The organism is Paenibacillus sp. BIHB 4019, assembly GCF_002741035.1.
Lineage (GTDB): Bacteria > Bacillota > Bacilli > Paenibacillales > Paenibacillaceae > Pristimantibacillus.
In genome coordinates this window covers 4,202,897-4,222,761 of record NZ_CP016808.1, presented here as the reverse complement: position 1 = coordinate 4,222,761, position 19,865 = coordinate 4,202,897, and the positions used below count along the sequence as shown (strand labels likewise).

Annotated in this window: 17 protein-coding genes and 1 riboswitch; of the genes, 6 read left to right on the top strand and 11 right to left on the bottom strand. The window is 50.2% G+C overall.

Features of this window, described 5'->3' with window-relative positions:
• Nucleotides 1–11: 11 nt before the first annotated feature.
• The gene (locus BBD42_RS18350) at nucleotides 12–872 is read right to left on the bottom strand and encodes a sensor histidine kinase (protein ID WP_099519337.1); all 861 of its coding nucleotides are present in this window, start codon (nucleotides 870–872) and stop codon (nucleotides 12–14) included.
• 22 nt (nucleotides 873–894) lie between these two features.
• The gene (locus BBD42_RS18345) at nucleotides 895–2,343 is read right to left on the bottom strand and encodes a copper resistance D family protein (protein WP_099519336.1); all 1,449 of its coding nucleotides are present in this window, start codon (nucleotides 2,341–2,343) and stop codon (nucleotides 895–897) included.
• 181 nt (nucleotides 2,344–2,524) lie between these two features.
• Between BBD42_RS18345 and BBD42_RS31825 the strand changes: the two genes are divergently transcribed.
• Nucleotides 2,525–2,689 carry a hypothetical protein gene (locus BBD42_RS31825; RefSeq protein ID WP_172455547.1) on the top strand — a complete coding sequence of 55 codons (165 nt, stop codon included), beginning with the start codon at nucleotides 2,525–2,527 and terminating at the stop codon, nucleotides 2,687–2,689.
• Here the strand turns inward: BBD42_RS31825 and BBD42_RS18340 are convergent.
• Nucleotides 2,667–3,989: a VWA domain-containing protein gene (locus BBD42_RS18340; RefSeq protein WP_099519335.1), complete on the bottom strand. Its 1,323-nt coding sequence runs from the start codon at nucleotides 3,987–3,989 to the stop codon at nucleotides 2,667–2,669. The two genes, BBD42_RS31825 and BBD42_RS18340, sit on opposite strands and share 23 nt — an antisense overlap.
• A gap of 147 nt (nucleotides 3,990–4,136) precedes the next feature.
• Here BBD42_RS18340 and BBD42_RS18335 point away from each other — a divergent pair, with 147 nt between their 5' ends.
• Both BBD42_RS18335 and BBD42_RS18330 read left to right on the top strand, forming a co-directional pair.
• Nucleotides 4,137–4,451, top strand: coding sequence for a hypothetical protein (locus tag BBD42_RS18335; RefSeq protein ID WP_056034340.1), 315 nt, complete (start codon nucleotides 4,137–4,139; stop codon nucleotides 4,449–4,451).
• Nucleotides 4,452–4,493: 42 nt separating this feature from the next.
• Nucleotides 4,494–4,919 carry a GNAT family N-acetyltransferase gene (locus tag BBD42_RS18330; RefSeq protein ID WP_237163536.1) on the top strand — a complete coding sequence of 142 codons (426 nt, stop codon included), beginning with the start codon at nucleotides 4,494–4,496 and terminating at the stop codon, nucleotides 4,917–4,919.
• Nucleotides 4,920–5,027: 108 nt separating this feature from the next.
• Here the strand turns inward: BBD42_RS18330 and BBD42_RS18325 are convergent, their stop codons facing one another.
• The 3 genes from BBD42_RS18325 to BBD42_RS18315 form a co-directional block, all read right to left on the bottom strand.
• Entirely contained in the window at nucleotides 5,028–5,990 is a 963-nt protein-coding gene (locus tag BBD42_RS18325; RefSeq protein ID WP_046233068.1) for an aldolase catalytic domain-containing protein, read from the bottom strand.
• Between the two features lie 111 nt (nucleotides 5,991–6,101).
• Nucleotides 6,102–7,121, bottom strand: coding sequence for a hypothetical protein (locus BBD42_RS18320; protein WP_150131568.1), 1,020 nt, complete (start codon nucleotides 7,119–7,121; stop codon nucleotides 6,102–6,104).
• Nucleotides 7,122–7,285: 164 nt separating this feature from the next.
• Entirely contained in the window at nucleotides 7,286–8,047 is a 762-nt protein-coding gene (locus BBD42_RS18315; RefSeq protein WP_099519332.1) for a GTP cyclohydrolase II, read from the bottom strand.
• 237 nt (nucleotides 8,048–8,284) lie between these two features.
• On the opposite strand from BBD42_RS18315, the gene BBD42_RS18310 reads away from it, so the two are divergent.
• From BBD42_RS18310 to BBD42_RS18300, 3 genes are all read left to right on the top strand, one after another.
• Entirely contained in the window at nucleotides 8,285–8,611 is a 327-nt protein-coding gene (locus BBD42_RS18310) for a winged helix-turn-helix transcriptional regulator (RefSeq protein ID WP_056034330.1), read from the top strand.
• A gap of 430 nt (nucleotides 8,612–9,041) precedes the next feature.
• Complete coding sequence (locus tag BBD42_RS18305; protein WP_099519331.1) at nucleotides 9,042–10,406, top strand: arsenic transporter; 1,365 nt, start codon at nucleotides 9,042–9,044, stop codon at nucleotides 10,404–10,406.
• Between the two features lie 213 nt (nucleotides 10,407–10,619).
• Nucleotides 10,620–10,785, top strand: a riboswitch (cyclic di-AMP (ydaO/yuaA leader).
• A 4-nt stretch (nucleotides 10,786–10,789) separates the two neighbouring features.
• Nucleotides 10,790–11,209 carry a hypothetical protein gene (locus BBD42_RS18300; RefSeq protein WP_099519330.1) on the top strand — a complete coding sequence of 140 codons (420 nt, stop codon included), beginning with the start codon at nucleotides 10,790–10,792 and terminating at the stop codon, nucleotides 11,207–11,209.
• A gap of 192 nt (nucleotides 11,210–11,401) precedes the next feature.
• Here BBD42_RS18300 and BBD42_RS18295 read toward each other — a convergent pair whose 3' ends face one another.
• The 5 genes from BBD42_RS18295 to BBD42_RS18275 all read right to left on the bottom strand — a co-directional run bounded on the left by BBD42_RS18295 (nucleotide 11,402) and on the right by BBD42_RS18275 (nucleotide 19,815).
• On the bottom strand, nucleotides 11,402–13,957 hold the full coding sequence (locus BBD42_RS18295) for a beta-mannosidase (protein ID WP_099519329.1): 2,556 nt from the start codon (nucleotides 13,955–13,957) through the stop codon (nucleotides 11,402–11,404).
• A gap of 27 nt (nucleotides 13,958–13,984) precedes the next feature.
• On the bottom strand, nucleotides 13,985–16,516 hold the full coding sequence (locus BBD42_RS18290) for a beta-mannosidase (protein WP_099519328.1): 2,532 nt from the start codon (nucleotides 16,514–16,516) through the stop codon (nucleotides 13,985–13,987).
• 157 nt (nucleotides 16,517–16,673) lie between these two features.
• Entirely contained in the window at nucleotides 16,674–18,002 is a 1,329-nt protein-coding gene (locus BBD42_RS18285) for an ABC transporter substrate-binding protein (RefSeq protein WP_099519327.1), read from the bottom strand.
• A gap of 65 nt (nucleotides 18,003–18,067) precedes the next feature.
• The gene (locus BBD42_RS18280) at nucleotides 18,068–18,901 is read right to left on the bottom strand and encodes a carbohydrate ABC transporter permease (RefSeq protein ID WP_099519326.1); all 834 of its coding nucleotides are present in this window, start codon (nucleotides 18,899–18,901) and stop codon (nucleotides 18,068–18,070) included.
• A complete protein-coding gene (locus BBD42_RS18275) occupies nucleotides 18,898–19,815 on the bottom strand; it encodes a carbohydrate ABC transporter permease (RefSeq protein WP_099519325.1) in 918 nt (305 codons plus the stop codon). The genes BBD42_RS18280 and BBD42_RS18275 overlap by 4 nt, the downstream gene beginning before the upstream one ends.
• Between the last annotated feature and the right edge of the window lie 50 nt (nucleotides 19,816–19,865).

Sequence of the window (19,865 nt, the reverse complement as noted above, 5' to 3'; positions counted from 1 at the left end):
TTGTCTTCATGCTAACTGTCACTTAAAGGCTCCGCTGCTATTTCCACACAAGTTCCTTGGCCCCGCTCGCTCTTTACACGAAGCGTCCAGCCCATCTGCTTTGCTCGTTCGCGCATCATGCGAATGCCATAGCGGCCTTTCGCCTCCAACTGCTCGGCGTCTGCCCCTCGCCCTGTATCCGCTACGATACAATGAAAGCTGCCCAGTGCTCCGCCTTCAAGCGGATAGCAGGCAATGCTCACATGCGCCTCATGCGTATGCTTGCGAATATTCATCAGCGCCTCGCGCACAATTGCCATCAGCTCAACCTTCTCTTTGTCCGACAGCGCATGCTCAGACAATTGCCAATTTACTTCAGCGGTATAGCCCCCAGCTTCCCGCAGCTCCTCGGCAAGGGAATGAATGGCCGCTCGCCAAGGGCCTTCAGCAGGACTTGCAGCTGTTGACGATTTCAAGTTGGCAATGGATTGGCGAACATCCTCATACACATGGCGGACTGTTCCGCGAATTTGCTCAGTCGTCTGACGAACGCCTTCCGGAGTATGGGCATGCTCCAAGCTGTCCAGCTTCACGGAAAGCAGAAACAACGACTGCGAAATGCCGTCATGCAGCTCGCGAGCCAGCTTCTCGCGCTGCTCAAACGCAGATTTCGACAGCCGTTCGCGCTGCAATGCATCCTGCATCACCTCTAAACGCTTGAACAAACCGCGCAGCAGCGTCAGTGTAACTAGAAACACAAGCACAGGTGCAAGCACATTGCCCAAATCCATAGAAATGTATGGTAGCAGGAACGCATGCCGGACATATTCCCAAAGCCCAATTGTAAGTGTTGGAATCCACAAGATCAACCATTTCAACCATCGATATGACACCCGCTACCGCTCCCAGCTTGTATTAATAGTTTTCAAAATCGATGCTTTCTTCCAGCTTGTCCCCGCTCTTATCGACCACTTGCAGCTCGGCTGTCCATTTCCCGGGGAATGGGATGTCCATTTGCTCTGCATGGTACGATGTTCTCACAAAACCAGGAAACGATTCATACGACTTATCCTCAAAAATCGCCAGCGGCACCTCAAGTGGCGCAAGCTGCTGTCTGTTACGCGAATGCAGCACCAGCCTTACTTCAGAAGGCTCTCCCAGCTGCTCCGGCAGCCATATTTTCACCTCGAATAGATTCGTTCCTGGCTCATTCGGCGTTATATTCACGGTAAAATGGCGCGTTTCCCCCATCTTATGAAATCGGACTGGCGTATTGTCCGGCAGTGGGCTCATATAGGTGAACACGCCGACAATGAGCGTGATCGCCAGCATTAAGCCTGCATCCACTTTCAGCATCAAGCCGTGTGGCAGCTCCCCCCGCCGAACACGGACCCGAAGCAAAGCGCCTGTGGCGATGACGAGCGCGACCAGCACGATTTTCACAATTAGCCATATGCCCCAGCTTGTATAAAATAAATAGGACAGGCTTGGCAGCAGCAACAGCGTAATCGCCGCACCCGTAATGACAAGCAGCGCCATGGATATCCAAGCTGCTGTCGTGAAGCGTTCTGCAAACCGCCCCGCTTCCTTCCGATCAGCAAACCATAAGCCAAGCAAAATCATTAAGCCCCCGCTCCATACAGCCGCACAAGCGAGATGGATAAAATCAAGCACGATGCCCAAGTTCATATTCGACTGCAGCGCCGCCACATGGCCGCTCCAGCTCTCAATAGCGAGCAGCAGCAGTGCCCAGATGAGCTTGAACGTATCGTTTGCTTTAATTACGACAAAGCCAAGTAGCGACAATATAAGCAGTGCAAGCCAAGCTTGGCCGGTATTCGTTTCGGTGAACAGCCTCACCCATTCCGGCCCTCCGCCTCCGTACCCTTCCATCAAGCTTCGCGCACTGGCGAATACATACATTAGAGAAGCCAGCAGCAGCGCCCGCATCATTGGCAGGCTCCATTGCTGCATTCGTTTAAGCTGTTCATCGCTTCCTGTGCGAATGCCGCTGAACCACAGCATCATTCCGGCCGCCAGCAGAAGCGCGGTGTAATATACAATTCTTGCTGTATAAAATAAGGCTGTGCCGACACTGAGTCCGCTGTCGTGGCCGTGATCCATATTTTCCATCTGGTCATGTCCAACCTGCTCATGCGGATTAAAGCTTGCTGCCAGTGTTGGGAAAGCACCAGAAATGTGCTTAGGCTCTAAGATTCGCGCTGCATGTGCATCGGCTGGCATGAGGCCAACTAACAGCACAGCGCCAAACAGAAGCAAAGCCAGCACCGCATACAAAGCTGTTATTCTGGCAGGTGCATGCCGTACAAGCTGTTTGCTTCGGGAGATAAATTTTAAAATCATGCTGCAAATCCCTTCCTTCAGTTATCCTCTTGTAACAGTTTACCTTACAAGACAGCAAAGGACAATTCATAAGGCACGGCCGAAACATCGTATAACCTGCTCTCGGAGCGTGCATCATGAAAGAGAAGGAACGGCATCATATATGTACAATCAACTATGTACAGGAGGAGGAAATGCCTACATGGAGTTTAACAGCAGCTACACAATCGCTGATTTGAATCATAATGAGGATGCCCTTGCACAAATAAAACAATTAGAGCAACAGCTATCCGACCAGACCGGAGCATCCATTACTCTAATTGCTTATAACTATGAGCATGATATTACGGCTGAACGTACCGATTAATCATTTCAACCAGCAGATCGTTTAGCGGCTTCACCTCGTATTCCCCGGCAGCAGGCTCCAAGTGGCCGCCGCCTATTCCGCTGTCATCCGTCAGAAACAAGTACGTCCCACCCGTCGCCACCGCCATAAAGCGCAGCAAATATTCCGTTTGTACATCTATACCGCTGGAGGCGACGGGAATCATACGGATGCCCTCGGCCGCTGCCGTTTGGATCAGCTCCTGAATTTCATTAACTACTTCAGTGTTATAATGCGGCGGAGCATCCAATACGAGGAATAACAGCCTTGCCCGCGCCTGGTCGCTCCAGTCATGTCCATGAATGGCATCGCGCAGCGCCGCATCCACCGCTTCGGGATAATCGCCGCCGCCATCAGCCTTTTCCGCTGCCAATTTTCGGACCACCTGATCGACATCCGTCGTAAACGGAAACGGCTTCACCGTATAATCATCAAATTTATCCTTATAAAAGTTGGCACTGAGCCGTATATCCAGTTGCTGGCCGTGCTGCTCGCCTACTCTGCCGATTACATCCTTCAGTTCGGCCTCCAAATAGCGCAGCTCATCCTCCATTGAGCCTGTCGTATCTACAACAAACATAATATCGACTGAATTGGCGAGCTCAGCTTCGCCTCCCAAATCAACCTTGAGCGTGCCTTGCTCCGGCAGGCTAATTTGGTCTATGCTCTTATGGTACTGGCCTGCCTGCACCTCGACTTTATAATGGCTTTGCTTATCGTTTTGTCCTTTGTTAAAAAGTCCGGCAAATAAATAAGCTTTTCCATCTGTATTTGTACGCGCTTCCCATACTTGCTCGCGCTGATTGTCACTTAGCTTTACAACAGCATCGGATACTGCACGCCCGCCTGATGTCACAACGACCTCCAATCGGTTAAAAGCATGAAACGACCAATAGCGGGCATTGTCGTCGCCCTCTTTGCTATTGAGCAAATTGCCGAAGCGCTGCCATGCGGCCAAATCATCCCATTCACCAGCTGTAAGCTGTCCTGCCTTCACTTCCGCTTGTTGCGAAGTATAACGCCTATCCCCACTTTCTCTGCGTTCACTTTCAGGAGCAGGCTCCGTTGCTTCTCCTTTGCTTGGTGCTTGGTCGCCTCCGCTGTCTTCAGCACTTTTAGTTACAGTGTCTCCCGTTGTGTTATCTCCTGTTGTATCCCCCGGTTTCGTGGAATTACTCCGATCAGAGCCGTTATTCATGCTGCCAGAGCAAGCTGCTGCCAGCATTAAAACGATAATGATGACCATTGTGCGAAATAAGATGAGTTTATTTGTATTTTGCATCTTAAATCCCCCTTCTATCTTTTTCCATTAGACGATTGCGGGGCGATGATTGTTGCATAAAAGCATATTCAACATTAAAATGATTAAAAGGCTGCAGCGCTGGCTTGTCCAGACCATATGCGGCGTTTTTCTTAGGAGGATAAACGGATGGAAACGATAGCGTTAACCAATATTGAAATGACCTATCAGCAGGGGACTCGTCAGCTTACTTTTACGAATGCCGACTTATTTTTAGTGACAGACTTTGGCTCGGCTTTGTGGTACGTCGATGCGAACGGCATTGCAGATGCCGATGTATTGAAATGGTTCAATCAAAGCGAGGACATTCGAATTGAGCTGCGCGTCACCTCATTGGACAATCGCAAATTTGAAGGTACCGCTTATTTCCACCCCAATGAGAAGCATTATGCGGCAGCGATTCGCGGCGAAGGCGAATTGCGTCTAATAAATAACGAACAATAATCGTGGAAATATTGAAAAAAGGAGGTATTAACTGACATGTCTATTACTACACGTCTGGTTCAAAATCAGGAAGACCGGAATGCCGTATTTGAAGTACGGCGCAGCGTATTTGTTGACGAGCAGGGCGTCCCTGCTGCCAATGAATATGATGAATTTGAAGATACGGCCCAGCATCTGCTCGCCCTCAGCGATCAGGTGCCAGTAGGAGCAGGAAGAATACGAGTAGTGGGCGGTGCAGCCAAGCTGGAGCGCATATGCATTTTGGCAGAGTACCGCAAGCTCGGCATTGGTAAAATCATCGTCGAAGCGATGGAGCAAGCAGCCGCAGCCCAAGGACTTACTGCTGCCAAGCTAAATGCGCAAACCCATGCAGAAGGCTTCTACAGCAAACTGGGCTATCGCACGGTTTCGGAGATTTTTTTGGAGGAAGGCATGCCTCATGTCACGATGACCAAGCAGCTTGTATAACAGGCCTAATGCCCGTCCATTCCCATACAAAAAGCCCTGGACAGCCGTCTTCCAACATGGACGGACTTTCCAGGGCTTTTCAATTGTACAGCTGCTGGTAGGCAGCTATTATTTGCTATGCGATAATTCTGGCGTTGTCATACGATCATAGAAGTCAACCGCTTTATCCTTGTCCTCGGAATCGCGAAGCGCCATTGCCGAACGCGGATGCTCGTCCAAAATACCAGTAATCATGTAAGGAATAATATAGCCCCACTCTTCCTTCTCACGAAGCGGGATCATGTATTTCTCGATCATATCGAGAACCGGGCGTGTTTTGTATCTTGGGTTTTGCAGTTGGGATACGAGCAGCTCTGTGTTGCAGTTGCCTGCTGCGCGGCCCATGCCATATACGGACGAATCCAGCAGCTCGACGCCGCCCTCAGCAGCAATAAGCGTATTAGCGAATGCTAGCTGCAAATTGTTGTGCATATGCGCGCCCAGACGTTTGTTCGGAAGATACTTGCGGAACTTTTCCGTCAAGTAGCTTACATCATTCGGCTTCAGGCTGCCGTAGGAATCGACGATGTACACAACATCAACAACGCTGTCATTGATCAATTCGAACGCTTCCAACAGTTGGTTTTCCATTACATTGGACAAGGCCATAATGTTCAGCGTCGTCTCATAGCCACGGTCACTGAATAGTTTAACCAGCTCAAGACCTTTGTCCACATCTTTCGCATAACAAGCGACACGGATCAGATCGAGCAAGCTTTCGCTGCGCGGCAAAATATCATTCTCGTCTACACGGCCTACGTCAACGAGTGCAGACAGCTTCGTAGTCCCTTTGTTAGGAATGACGGTTCTCAGAAACTCGTCATCCAGAAAACGCCAAGGACCTGCACTTTCCGCGCCTTTGAGCAGCTTTGGCGAGTTTTTATAGCCAATTTCCATATAATCAACACCAGCATCGTTCAGGCTCTTGTACAAGTGCTGGACAAACTCTACGCTGAAATCCCAGTTGTTTACTAATCCGCCATCGCGAATAGTGCAATCGACGATTTTACAATGACTTGTTTTTGAATTCATGTAAAGGCTCCTTCTGACTGTACGTCGCTAATCTTTAACATCCATCATACTTGAAATGCCTATGAAACGCAAAAGAAATTTGCCCGTTTCTGACGTCATAAATCGGCCTTTTTAAGCACCAAGCAGCTCTTCTGCTTTCGCCTGAAAACGTTCATGAAATTGCTTGACCGCCCGGATATCCATCTGCTTTCCATTGATCCGTTTGTAAACTTGCTCATCCGTCGTCGCCAGCACGTCCAGAAACTGAGAAACAATTTGAGCTGTTACCGTTTCCGGGTGCTCCTTCACCAGCTTTTGATAGCTCGCCTTCACCTCGCTGAGCAGCCGATACGTTTCCATATCGAATACAGGCGTATTATTGAGGCCATAAATATACATCGATAAGTAGCTGTTTAAATAAAGCTGCTCGATTTCCGGGCGCTCTGCTGAGTTTGGGTACGTCTTAATGTAGTTTTCCGACAAAACGGCGCGATTCGCCAGTTTGTCCCACGTTATGATCAGTCCGGCATCCTTCGCTGATACCTCATTGGATTCTACCGCTCGCAAAAAAATATAATCATTCATCTGCTGCGATACGTAATTTTTGTAAACCTTTTGCAATTCAAAATCAATGATCGGATAAATGGTGCCCTCTACCATAATCAGCTTGTAGCCGCCCATCAACTTCGTAATAACAAGCTGCTTCACAGCGGCATCCTGAATTTCGGCGGCGTTGGAAGCCGTAATCGGCCACTGCTGCTGGAGCAGCACCTCCTGCACATTATTTTCAAAAAAAGCGTCCTGCGTTCGTTCCAGATCATTGTTATAATACGCATTCAGCTCGCGTATCATCGTATCCGCCCGCTCCTGTCCCGCTTTCGACATATTTTCGTTCAGGAATGATACAATTTCGAACGGCTCCTTCGCATTTTGCACCGTCTGGCGGTATTGCTCCAGCAAATTGTCTTTCTCTTGAGGGACACCTTGAACAACTGGCGAAACCTGAGCCCCAGCATGGGATTCCCGTCTTTCCTCTGTATTTTTATTGTTGCCGCTGCAGCCTGCAATGAATAATGCAAAAATAAGAACTAAAATATTCCATCTATAGTTACGACTACGCACGCCGTTATTCACCTCAATCGTCATGTTCACCTGGCCCTCTCACCCTAATAGTATATGCCACATTATCGTCAATATCCAATAGACGCATGAACAGAGCGGAAGTTACGGCAAAAAAGCGCGGAAGCAGGCCTCCGCGCAAACTTTTTTTAAAACACATCCGTATCCTTAACTTATCTTCAAAATATCTCCTGATCTTACAGCGCTTTGACCTGATTATCCTCTTGCTGGGCTTCGGCCGAATAATGCCCTGACTTCACAACCTTTGTTGTCAAATACTTCTCATTGTAGACCGAGGTCTGGCCCCAAAGCGGAACACGGCGGGCAATGTGCATGCCAGCATCACGAAGCGCCTCCACTTTGCGCGGGTTGTTCGTAATAATCGATACGGGCTGCGAGCGAAGCAGCTTCAAGACTGCAATGGATTCGCTGTAATCGCGAGCGTCCTCGGCAAAGCCCAGCTCCAAGTTCGCATCAACCGTATCCAGCCCTTCCTCTTGAAGCAGGTAAGCCATTGCCTTGCTGAACAAGCCAATGCCACGGCCTTCATGATTGGCCAAATAAAATAAGGCACCCGTTCCATGCTCGGTAATCATCCGCATCGACTGCTTAAGCTGAAAGCCGCAATCACAGCGTTGGCTGCCAAAAATATCGCCCGTATGGCAAATGCTGTGCATGCGAATCAGCGCATCTTCGCCTTCGGCAAAATCGCCATAGACGAGCACGCTGGATTGCTGGAGCTCCGCATAATGCCCATTTGCCAGCTCGCTGTATAGATCTGCTTCGTCCTGTGCGCTATTTTTCTCACGCTTCAGCCAGCTGTACCACTGGAAAATCTTCGTTTCGCCATCAAGCTCAACCGGAAGCTGGATCGGTCCGACAACGTGGATATCGTGCGAATCGCCTTCAATTGTTTTTATTTTGTCATTTATAATAGAACGAATGGATGGTTTAATCATTAGTGTGCACCTTCTTCATCTGTATTTGATATAATAGGTTGAAAGGCTAAGCTTCATCTGCTAGACATGCACCTTGCCTTATTAACAATCATAGGGGAACAAATTTTCGCTTACCATTAGTAACTAATTATATATTCGAAATTCCATTACGTCAAGTTATGAGCGTTCAAAAAGTTTGCTTGTATATAAATACTATTAAAGCTATACTTAATAGCAAGTTATAATGAGGTGATCTACATGGAGAAATCCGGGCTTTGTCCGCGCCTGCACAAAGGGATGGACATTATAAGCAAACGATGGACCGGCTTGATTATTTATCAGTTGCTGTCCGGGCCGCAGCGCTTCAGCTGCATTCAAGGCGCCCTTCCCATTAGCGGCAGACTGCTGTCTGAGCGGCTTAAGGATCTTGAAAATGAGGGCATTGTAAGCCGCGCCGTCTTTCCAGACATTCCAGTTCGCATCGAATATTCGCTCACTGAAAAGGGACACGCACTGGAGCCGGTCATTCGCGAATTGCAGCAATGGTCATCCAATTGGGTAGCGCCTATGTCCATATCCAAGTAAAAGGTAAACGAAGCAGCCTCGGCCCCTCCATTGGGCCGGGGTTGTTTTGTGTATTCGGAGCGGGGGACGCTTCGCGGAATTATAGCAATCTACTATTAACGTCTAGTACCCTCTATCAGTAGGCCACATATAAATATATTATTCGTATCTCCCCATGATAATTGTCCTCATATGCGTTATCACTAGAAAGGAGGAACCCCCCTTGCTTACTGTCTTCATTATTTGCTCATCAGGCCTGTCCCTCTATTTCATTCTTAAGCCTCCTCCACCGATTAAACAGCCTACTATTCTAACCCTGTCCTCTGCGGCAACAGATAATCGCTATGACAGCATTAGCATAGAAAACGCTCAGCATACTGCCGCTGCCGCAAACGAATAACCCTTTCCCGCTTCACTATGAATTTAATCAAGAATTCGAGGTGATTACCATTTGATCTCGCTACCTTCCATGATCGTGTCCCTGTTTGCTTTCCTCTTCACTATCTTGCTCATTTTGTGGCGTCCCAGAGGGCTGAATGAAGCCATTCCTGCTACGTTTGGCGCCATACTCGTCCTACTGAGCGGCGTCGTCTCGTTGTCCGACCTAGCGCATATTAGCGCCACTGTAAGCGGAGCCGCCATCACTATTATGGCGACGATCGTCATGGCTATCGTGCTAGAAAGCTTCGGCTTTTTCATCTGGGCAGCCGAAGGGCTTGCTATTCGGGCACGAGGCTCAGGACTTAGGTTGTTCTGGTATGTAAACCTGATGTGTTTTCTGATGACGCTATTTTTCAACAATGACGGCAGCATTCTTATCACAACCCCGATTTTGCTCATTATGCTGCATCACATGGGACTGAAAAACCACCAAAAAATCCCATATCTTCTCTCAGGAGCATTAATCGCTACCGCCTCCAGCGCTCCCATCGGAGTCAGCAATATTGTAAATCTGATTGCGCTGAAAATTGTCGGCATGGATTTGTACATGCATACCGTCATGATGTTTATCCCCGCTACACTTGGTCTGCTGCTGCTCACCTTGCTGCTGTTCCTCTACTTTTACCATCAGCTTCCCCGGGAAGTACCCCGTGCGATCTCAATCGTCCCTATTCACTCTGGCTACCATCCTTTACTTACTCCTGCCGGAAGCAAGCCTGCGCAGCCCAAATACAGCAGCCGCTTTATGAAATCGATTCTGCTTTTCGTCTTCTCCGTTCGGCTCAGCTTATTTGCTGCATCCTATTTGCACATCCCCGTTGAGTGGGTCGCTGTTTTCGGCTCCTTGCTGCTCCTTTGTTGGCGCTGGATTTACCTGAAAATGCCGCCGAACGACATTTTGCGTAAAATCCCCTGGCATATACTCATATTCGCCTTCGCCATGTATATCATTATTTATGGCCTGCACAACATTGGCTTGACGCAAGGACTCGTTCAGGTGTTCGAGCCGCTCGTTACTGGCAGCCTGATGAATGCAAGCATTTTAATCGGAGGGCTCGTCTCCGCCATGTCGACACTCGTCAACAATCATCCCGCGCTCATGATCGGCACGATCACGCTCACTGAAATGAACCTCGACCCGCTTACCCTCAAAATCGCCTACCTCGCCAGCGTCATTGGGAGCGATATTGGCTCACTCATTTTACCGATAGGCACGCTAGCCTCACTCATTTGGATGAATCTCGTGCAGAAATCCAAAGTAAAAATCAGTTGGATGGATTATGTCAAAGTAACGCTTGTCATCATTCCGCCAGTGCTGCTGTTTACCCTCACTCTTCTTGCTCTATGGGTTGGCTGGATTTTCCCTATGCACTAGCTTATGACAACTTATACATGAGCGGTCAGACTGCAAATAGGTGTTTTCTTATAAACCCGCAGCTATTTTTATGGCAAACGGGCGCTGCCGCCAATTGACGGCAGCGCCCGTTTGCCTATTAGGCAGCAGCACTATTTATTTTATTTACTACTAAAAGGTTTACAATTGAGGAATAACGGTTTAATATATATCCCTAGCCGAATTCTAGCACTCTAATATTAATCGCTTAATTTTTCAATTGAAAAAGCGGGGGAACCAACAACGTGGTTGAAGCGAAAGCTTGAATCGCAAGGGGTGAATCCGGTGCATTGCGCACTGGTAGGGCAGCTCACTGGCCCGAATCCGACAGCTAACTCCGTAAGCGAACGTGAGGAGAGATGAAAATGATTGTCCTTCATGCGCCGGACGCTCCGCCTAAGGCGAAGCACGCAATGAAGCTTACGGTCAAACGCATTGAGCTGTTTGTCATTCCAGCACTCAATGTAGACGACGCCGGAAACCGTGCCTGCTTGCGGGTAACGACGGACAAAGGCATTGGCTTTGGCGAAACATTTGTCGACGAGATGGAGCGCCCTAACGATTGGGGCCTGTGGTGCAGCGCGCTGAGCAGCTTTATCGGCACCTTGTCTATTACAGGACGATCGCTTCGGAGCGAGCAAGCCGATCATCACAGTGTGTACAACCTATTCGATCATGCGATTCATCATCTCAAAAGCTGGACCGCAGAAATTGAACCGGACGACAACGCTTCTGAGGAACCTATTTTACTTAGCCGCTCCTTATTCTACCTTTCTATTTTTTAGCCTATTTTGGATCGCCATAATGCAAAAGAACCTTCCCCCGCCATGTTTCAGCTGGCAGGGAAGGTTCTTTTTTTTCTATTGGCTGCTTATTCTTTCAAGGTGAAACGGCTTTCGCCGTCCTCTGGCGGCGCGGCACGTTTCAGTCCGAGAAATATAGAGAAAGGATGGGAAAATCATATCCTTTCCTATATTTTAAATAAAATCGGTCATTGAATGGACAGTCAGCTCGCCCGGCGACGCAGCGTTGAAAGCCTGACCCCCTTGCGGATTTCGCGCATAAAACGTAATCGTACGCGGTTCGTTCGGCAGCAGATCGAAATAGTTGTCGCTGAAAATACCTTCGATCGATGCGGAAAGCCGAACCTGCTTGGCCAGCGTATCCGTCTCCAGTACATAAGCGGTGCCCCCGCTGCCTTGAACCTTGCTGATCTTTATGGCCGGAGCCGCAAGCTCAAGCTCATTCATCGGCTTGAAATAATGCTCCTTCTCCTCTACGAGCAGTCCGCCCTGCTTTAGCTTCGCCACAAGAACGACCTCGCCTGGCTGAATGCCCTCGGAAAGCAGCGCTTCCAGCTCTAAGGAGCAGGCGATATGGCCGTTGTTTGGCTGAAGCGATACCGGAACGGCAAACTGCTTCAGCACCTTGCCCGCGAATGAACGCAGCTCAAGCGCAAGCTCGCCGATGAAAGGCTCATTTTGATCTGACAATACATAACAATCGACACGGCCGCTGCTCGCGCAGTCAAACGACAGCATGATGTCGCGGAAGCTGCGTGCCGCATAATATTGCAGTGCTTTCCAGCGCCCGTAATAGTCCATTCCCGCCCATGAGGCGACAGGCCAGCAATCGTTCATTTGCCAATACAGGGACCCCATGCAAAATGGCTTTTTCCGCCGATGGGCCTCAATCGCTGTCTTCATCGCCTCCGCCTGCAAAACCTGGCTCAAATACAGAAATGCCGGGAAATCCTTCGGCTGGCGCAAATACATATCCATATATTCCTTGATCAGCTGGTTGCCGCGCGCGTTTTTCTGATGCGCCAGCATAACCTCCGATTCAATGGCCATGTCCGCATCTTCCGCATACTGCTGCACCGTTTGCAGCTCAGGGAACGATTGGAAGCCGTATTCGCTCATGAATCGGCCGACGTGGACGTTGTATTTTTCAAAAGGCTCGACATTATGCCAGACGCCCCAATAGTGAATATCGCCGCTCTTCGACAAGTTGAAGGCATGCTGCTCACCGTCTCCCGTCAGCCCCCGCATCGGTGAAGAAGGCCAATACGCAATGCCATTGCCAAGCCCCGCGACCGCTTGCGGCAATATCCGGTGGAAAATCGCCTCATAATCAGCCCACAGCTGCTCGCGCTGCTCAGGCGCATAGTCGCGCTTCCAGCCCCAGCCCATATTTTCATCATAATGCGACCAGGCCGTATCGATTTCATTGTTGCCGCACCATATCGCGATGCAGGGGTGATTGCGCAGACGCCGTACGTTTTCCTCCGCCTCCAAACGCACATTTTCCAGAAAAGCCTTATCTCCCGGATACATGCTGCAAGCGAACATGAAGTCCTGCCAAACGAGCAATCCATACTCATCGCACAGCTCATAAAAGGCATCCGCCTCATAAATGCCGCCGCCCCACACCCGGAGCATATTCATATTCGCTAACGCAGCACTCGCAATTTCATGACGGTAACGCTCATAGGTCACGTCAGGCAGGAAACTGTCATTCGGGATATGATTGGCGCCTTTCGCGAACACCGGAACCCCATTTAGCTCGATATAAAAGGCATGGCCCTGCTCGTCCTGATCGGTTACCAGCCTCACTGCCCGCAAACCCGTCGTTACACTGCGGCTGCTTACGGACTGCTCGACCCCATCCTTTGTTTGCACAAGCAGCGCTTCAAAATGATACAGCTCCGGCTTGCCGAGGCCTCTGCACCACCAAAGCCGCGGCTGCGCAATTGAAGCCGCCAGCTCCACCGTCTGCAAGCCCGCCGCCAGCTGAACCTGCTGCTCCCAGACCCTGCCGTCGGCATTTACCCGCAGCATCCCTTGCCAAGCTTGCTCGCATTCCACTTCTGCTGCAATCCTTAGGCTCGCATGGGCTGCGGTGATTTCCTGCTGCTCGATATACAGATCTGTCAGTCGCACCTCTGACCAGGCAACGAGCTTCACTTCCTTCCATATGCCGCTCGTCACAAATCGCGGGCCCCAGTCCCAGCCATAATGGTACGGAGCCTTGCGGGCAAAAATGCTAATTTTCTTGTCGCCAAGTCCACCAAGCTCTGACTGGTCATTCGCCGCCGGAAGCGGATAGCCCAGCTTCTCAAGCTTCGGCAAATCCTCGTTAACAGGCGAACGAAATTTGACTGTAATCACATTGCCTTCCGGCTGCAAAACCGGCTTCACATTCACTTTCCAGCTGCGGAACATATTATCTGCCGACAGCATATGCTTGCCGTTGACGTACACATCCGCATACGTATCAAGTCCAGTGAAAACCAACTCCAGATGCGATTGTGCCAGCAACTCCGGCTTTACGCCGAACGTGGTCTCGTACTCCCAATCCTGCTTATCGATCCACTGCAGCCCATGCTCATTCGTGCCGTAAAAAGGGTGGTCTATTTTCTCCTGCCGCAGAAGATCCATATGCACGTTTCCCGGCACAATTGCGGGCAGCCACTCCTTCTCGCCACAAGCTCTAAAGCTCCAATCGGATAAAACGCTGTTCGTTTCGTTCATCGTGCCCTCCACTATCGTTATATAAGTTTAAATAAAATGTATCTCAGCCTTGTCAGCGTTGAGAGCTGACACTTCCAGAGTCTCGTATTGCAGCGGCTGTCCGTCTGCCTGCTGCATGGCGACCGTGACCTCTTCACCCGGCAGCAGGTCAAAATAATTATCGCTGAAGCGAACGTTGCCCTGCTTCACATCGAGTTTCACAAGTCGCGCTGCTCCGCCCGAGGCGGCCACTGTAACCGTCTGTTTCTGCTTATTAAACGTTGCAGCAACGGTGCTTTTCGGCAAGCTCAGCTCCAGATGGTCGCGCAAATAATAATAATTGTCCGGCGCGTCCCACTGCGGGGCAGACAGCTTCACGATAACCCGCTCCGGCGCAGCACCGTTTAGCACTTCAAGCTCTGCCAGCTCGCCAATTTGAACCGCCTTGTTCGGCGGCAGGCTGACGTCAAAGCTCTGCTCATACATCAGGCTGCCATCTAGCGCATAACACTGGAACAGCACCTTGCCCTCATACGCTTCCAGCCGGTCATTGACCGCCCATACGCGAAGCGGCTGTTCTGGCTCATAATCGAGCGACAGGAGGAGCGGATGATAAAACTTTTTCGCATAATAAAAAGAAGCCTTCGGCAGCAGCTCATAGTCAATCAGCGACCAGCTCGTACCCGGCCAGCTGTCATTGTGCTGCCAGACAAGCGACCCGCTCGTGCGGTGCTTATTGCGCCTGTAATGCTCAATGCCATATTTTAAGCCTTCCGCCTGCGTGAGCATGGAGAAGTTCATATATTCTTCGATATTTTGCGGAATGCCCGTATAGCCTTCCATGAGCAAAATGCCCTTCTGATGGTTCGTATCCTTGTTGCGATGAGCCATCTCTACACTGCCCCAATAAAATTCGCCTTCGGGGATATAGCGCTCCAGCGTATAGCGATTCGCAGATGCGTGCATGCCGAATTCACTGCTGAACAGGGTGAAATCTTTTTTGTAATTTTTGAATGTGACGCCTTCAATGCTGTAATCAAGCAGCGGCGCCTCGCCGAATTTTCGCGGGTACACCGAGCCATGCCATACTTGCCAATTGTGGCGGTCACCGACATCAGGATCGTTGGCATCATTGCCGCCATAAGGCGACGACGGCCAATACGGCCTGCTGCTGTCATACTGCTCCAGCACTTCCGGCAGCAGCTCATGGTAGATGCTCTCCCCATAAAAGGGACAAGTGATATCCCCGCCAGCCGACTTCATATCATACAGCCAGTCAATTTCGTTGTTTCCGCACCATAGCGCAAGCGACGGATGATTGCGCAGACGCTTCACATTGTCAATCGCTTCCTGCTTCACATTTTCCATGAAATTACGGTTAAAATCCGGGAATAGCGCGTTCGCAAAGGCAAAATCCTGCCAGACGAGCACACCAAGACGATCGCATTCCTCGTAAAAAATATCCTTCTCATAGATGCCGCCAGCCCAAATGCGCAGCATATTCATATTGGAATCGACAGCCAGCTCGATTAAATCGGTGTAGCGCTTGTCCTTCACCGCTCCAATAAAGCTGTCTGCCGGTATCCAGTTGGAGCCTTTGGCGAACAGCTTGACGCCGTTCAGCAGGAAGGCAAAAGCGGGCTTTCCAGCCTCATCCTCCAGCTGCAGCTCAATTGTCCGAATGCCGCAGCGCTTGCGATAGCTGTCAACCCGTTCGCCGTCTGCAAACAGCTGCACCTCAAGCTCATACAAATACGGCTTCCCAAGATCATGCGACCACCATAGCTGCGGCTGCTTGACTGCCAGCTCTGCCGCTGCCTCGCGTCCACCCTTAACGGAAAGCGCTGCGGATGCCGCAACCTCTCCCTCTCTCGTAAACAGCCTGATTTCAGCAGTCAGCTCCGCTTGCTTGTGATAGGCAACCGTATCGACTGCTACCTTCAGAACCGCTTCTTCCTTGCCAGCCGATAATGTTTGAACGAATACGCTGTCCAGTTTGGCGACGCGCCTGCGCTCCAGACGAACGCTGCCCCAAATGCCGACGGTGACCATTCTCGGGCCCCAGTCCCAGCCGAAGTTCATCGCCGCTTTGCGCAGCCATGGCCGTTCCTTCGTATAGGAGGACCACTGGAATTGCTCCTTATCCTGATGATGCAGATGCAGCGGGTCAAAGCGGACAGCAATGGCATTTTTGCCCGAACGCACAACTCTCGTCACATCAAAAACATAGGTGCGATGCATATTTTCCGCCGTACCCACTTCAAGTCCATTAACGAATATCGTTGCAAAGGTATCCAAGCCTTCAAAAATCAGCTCATGCCGCTCCCCTTGGATCTCATCCACTTCATAGTCGAACTGCGCGCGGTACCACCATTCCTTCTGCTCGATCCAGCGGCATTTGATGTCGTTATGCCCAAAATAGGGATGCTCAATAATCCGCCGATCCATGAGCGTGGAATGCACATCTCCGGGAACCTTCGCCGTCATCCAGAAACGGTCGTCAAGCCCAGGTGCTGCCACCTGAAGAGGAGGCTTCTCCCCTACTTCAAAATGCTGCAATCGAAAGTCTGTTATTTTCATATGGCTCTCCTCCTCCAATTAATCTCTATAAGTGTTTTGAAAAAGAGTACGTGGTGCGCGAAAAGGCCCGCCTCCAATCGCTTGCGATTTGTCAGCCGGGCCTTCTCCGCGCTATGATGATTTCGCCGCACCTTTTAAACTTTTCGTTAAGCTATATTTATTTATTCAGCTTCGCTTCTGCGTCCTTCCCTTTATCGAGCAGCGTTTGATAAGCCTCTTCCAGCGTTGCTTGTCCAAACATAACCGCTTCCATTTCGGATTTGTAGGTTTTTACGAAGTCCTCCGAACCTGCTGGAGCTGGATAGAAAGGCAAGGCTTTCGGTTTTGCCGCTTCTAGCAGCTCTTTCGCAAACAAGTCGCCGGATGCAAGCGTCGGCTCAAGCTCTTTGAATACCTCTTCATTAATTGGAATGCCTCGTGTCAAGCCGAGCGTCTTGCCGGATTCCTTGTCAGCCACGAACCATTTAATGAACGCTTTCGCCTGCTCCTTGTTAGCCGAGCCCTCGCTCACCGACAGGAAAATCGTCGATTGCGCCCAGCCGCCGCCAGCTTCGCCGATCGGAATGTTGTTCACCGCAAGCTTGCCAGGGAGCAAGGATTCAATCACGCTTGCCGAGCCGACAGATGCGGTTCTCAGCATCACTTTTCCTGACCCCATCGAATCAAGCTGCGGATCGTTTTCCTTAAAGGAAAGCTGCTGGTCCGCCGCAGGCACTATGCCGTCCTTGCGGAAGTCCGCATAGATTTGCTGGAACTTCATCCAAGTATCTTTATCGAGATTAAAAGTTGTACCGTCTTTGAAGATCGGTCCTTTGCCTTGGGAGGTTTGGTAATATTGATAAAATTCCCAAATATTCGTCATGTCGTCAATGCCGTATTGGCCCTTCGGCAGCTTCTCATGCGCTTCTTTCGCATAAGCGAAGAAATCATCCCACGACCAGTTGTTCGCTGGAAGCTTGACACCCGCCGCTTCAAGCGCCTCTTTATTGTAGACGATGCCTTGCCCGTTGTAGCTCAGAGGAACTCCGTACACCTTGCCGCCAATTTTAATATTTTCCAATACCTGTGGATCAACGACGCCTGTCAGATCAATATCGGACAGATCGGCCAGCAGGCCGCGCTTCGCATAGCCTTGAATGTAGGCCGCATCCATTTGCAGCACGTCTGGCAGCGTATTGGATGCCGCGAGCGTCGGCAGCTTCTCCCAATAACCGTCCCAAGCGGTATACTCGGGTGCAAATGTCACATTCGGAAACTTGGACGTGTACAGCTCCAAATCCTTAAGCGTTGCATCATGTCTTGCCTGCGAGCCCCACCACATCACCTTCAGCTTTGCCGCCGCATCCGCATTTCCAGCAGATGAAGCTGTTGGCGCAGTGCTTGCTGTAGCCGAGCCGCCGCTGTTAGAGCCGCAGCCGGAAAGAACGAGGGGAACCGAAATCAGAGTAACGGGAAGCCATTTCAACCATTTTCTTTGTGTTTGCATACGTAAAACACTCCCTCTTTTATATAAATGTTGGTGAAACCGTTAGATAAAAGACTTTTGGCGCCTTACCCTTTGATGCCTGTTGTTGCAATGCCCTCTACAAAATGCTTTTGGGCGACGAAGAACAAAATAGCAGACGGGACGACAGACAATAGTGACATCGCTAGCAATTGTCCCCATTGGACTTCGAATTGGTCAATAAACATCCGCAGCGCAAGGCCAACCGTAAATTTCTCGACTGAGCTGAGATACAGCAGCTGCGAGAAGAAGTCGTCCCAGCTCCATAGGAAGGTGAAAATCCCTACGGTGACGAGCGCCGGCTTAATGAGCGGTGCGATGATGCGGAAGAAAATGCCATACACCGATGCGCCATCAATTTGCGCCGCTTCATCAAGCTCTCGCGGAATGCCCCGCACGAACTGGACGACAAGGAAGACGAAGAAGGCGCCGCCGCCGAAGAAATGCGGGAGAACAAGCGGAACGTAGCTGTCCGTGAAACCTAGCTTGTTGAACAATATATATTGCGGTACGACGGTTACCTGAGCCGGGAGCATCATCGTGAGCAGCAGAATCGAAAACCAGAAATTGCGAAGCTTGAAGTTCAGACGCCCAAAGCCATAGCCGACAAGCGCAGCTGTAGCAACGCCGCCAATGACGTTAAACACTTCCATCATTAAGGTGTTGGCGAAGAAAGTGGCAAAGGTAAACTGTGGCGAGAAGCTCCAGCCATTCGTATAGTTTTCCCACATGAAAACAGTTGGCCATAGCGACGGCTCCCCCAGCTCAGCCGTGCTTTTGAACGATGCTCCAATCCACCAAATAACCGGATAAAGCATGAGCAGCGAGAACGGGAGCAAAATCAAATGGCTGCGAAGTGCAGCTGCCTTTTCTGGTCTCATTTCGATTTCCCCCCATCCGATTCATAAAATACCCAATATTTCGACACTAGGAAATTAATGGCCGTAAAGGCCGCGATAATGACGAGCAATATCCAAGCAAGCGCCGATGCATAACCCATCTCGTACTGCTTGAATGCCTTCTCGTACAGGAATAGCACGTACATGTAGGTGCCGTTCGCCGGTCCGCCCTGCGTAATGACGAATGCCGAGGTGAACATTTGGAAGGCATTAATAATGCCTAATACAAGGTTGAAAAACATAACGGGCGAAAGCATCGGAATCGTAATTTTGAAAAACTGGCGCAGCTTGCTCGCTCCATCGACGGAAGCAGATTCATAAAGATCTTTCGGGATCTGCTTGAGCCCTGCCAGAAAAATAACCATCGTTGATCCGAATTGCCAAGCATTCAGCAAAATCAATGTGCCCAGCGCCGTATCCGGGTTGGATATCCAGCCAATTCCTTCAATGCCAAACCAGCTAAGCACGTGGTTGACGTAGCCATCCAGGCCGAACATGTTTCTCCACAGCGCGGATACCGCGATGCTGCCGCCGATTAGCGAAGGAAAATAAATCGCCGTCCGGTACCAGTTAAGCCCTCTCACCTTCTTGTTAAGCAGCATCGCAACCATTAGCGAGAAAAACAGCTTAATCGGCACAGCCAGCAAAACGAAGGTGAAGGTGACCGTCAATGATTTCACAAACAGCCGGTCTTTCGTAAAGATGCTCTCGTAATTATCCGTCCCGGTCCAAGTAGGCGAATCCAGCAGCGAATAATCGGTGAAAGACAAGTAAAACGATTGTAAAATCGGCCACAGCGTCAGCAGCAGAAAGCCGATCAGCCAAGGGGAGATAAATACGTAGCCAGCAATATCGTGCCCCGTAATTTTCCAGCGGCTTTGTTTTTTATTAAGCATGGCAAGACCTCTTTTCAGCGCGGGATAAATGGTCGAACTTTGTTGAACCG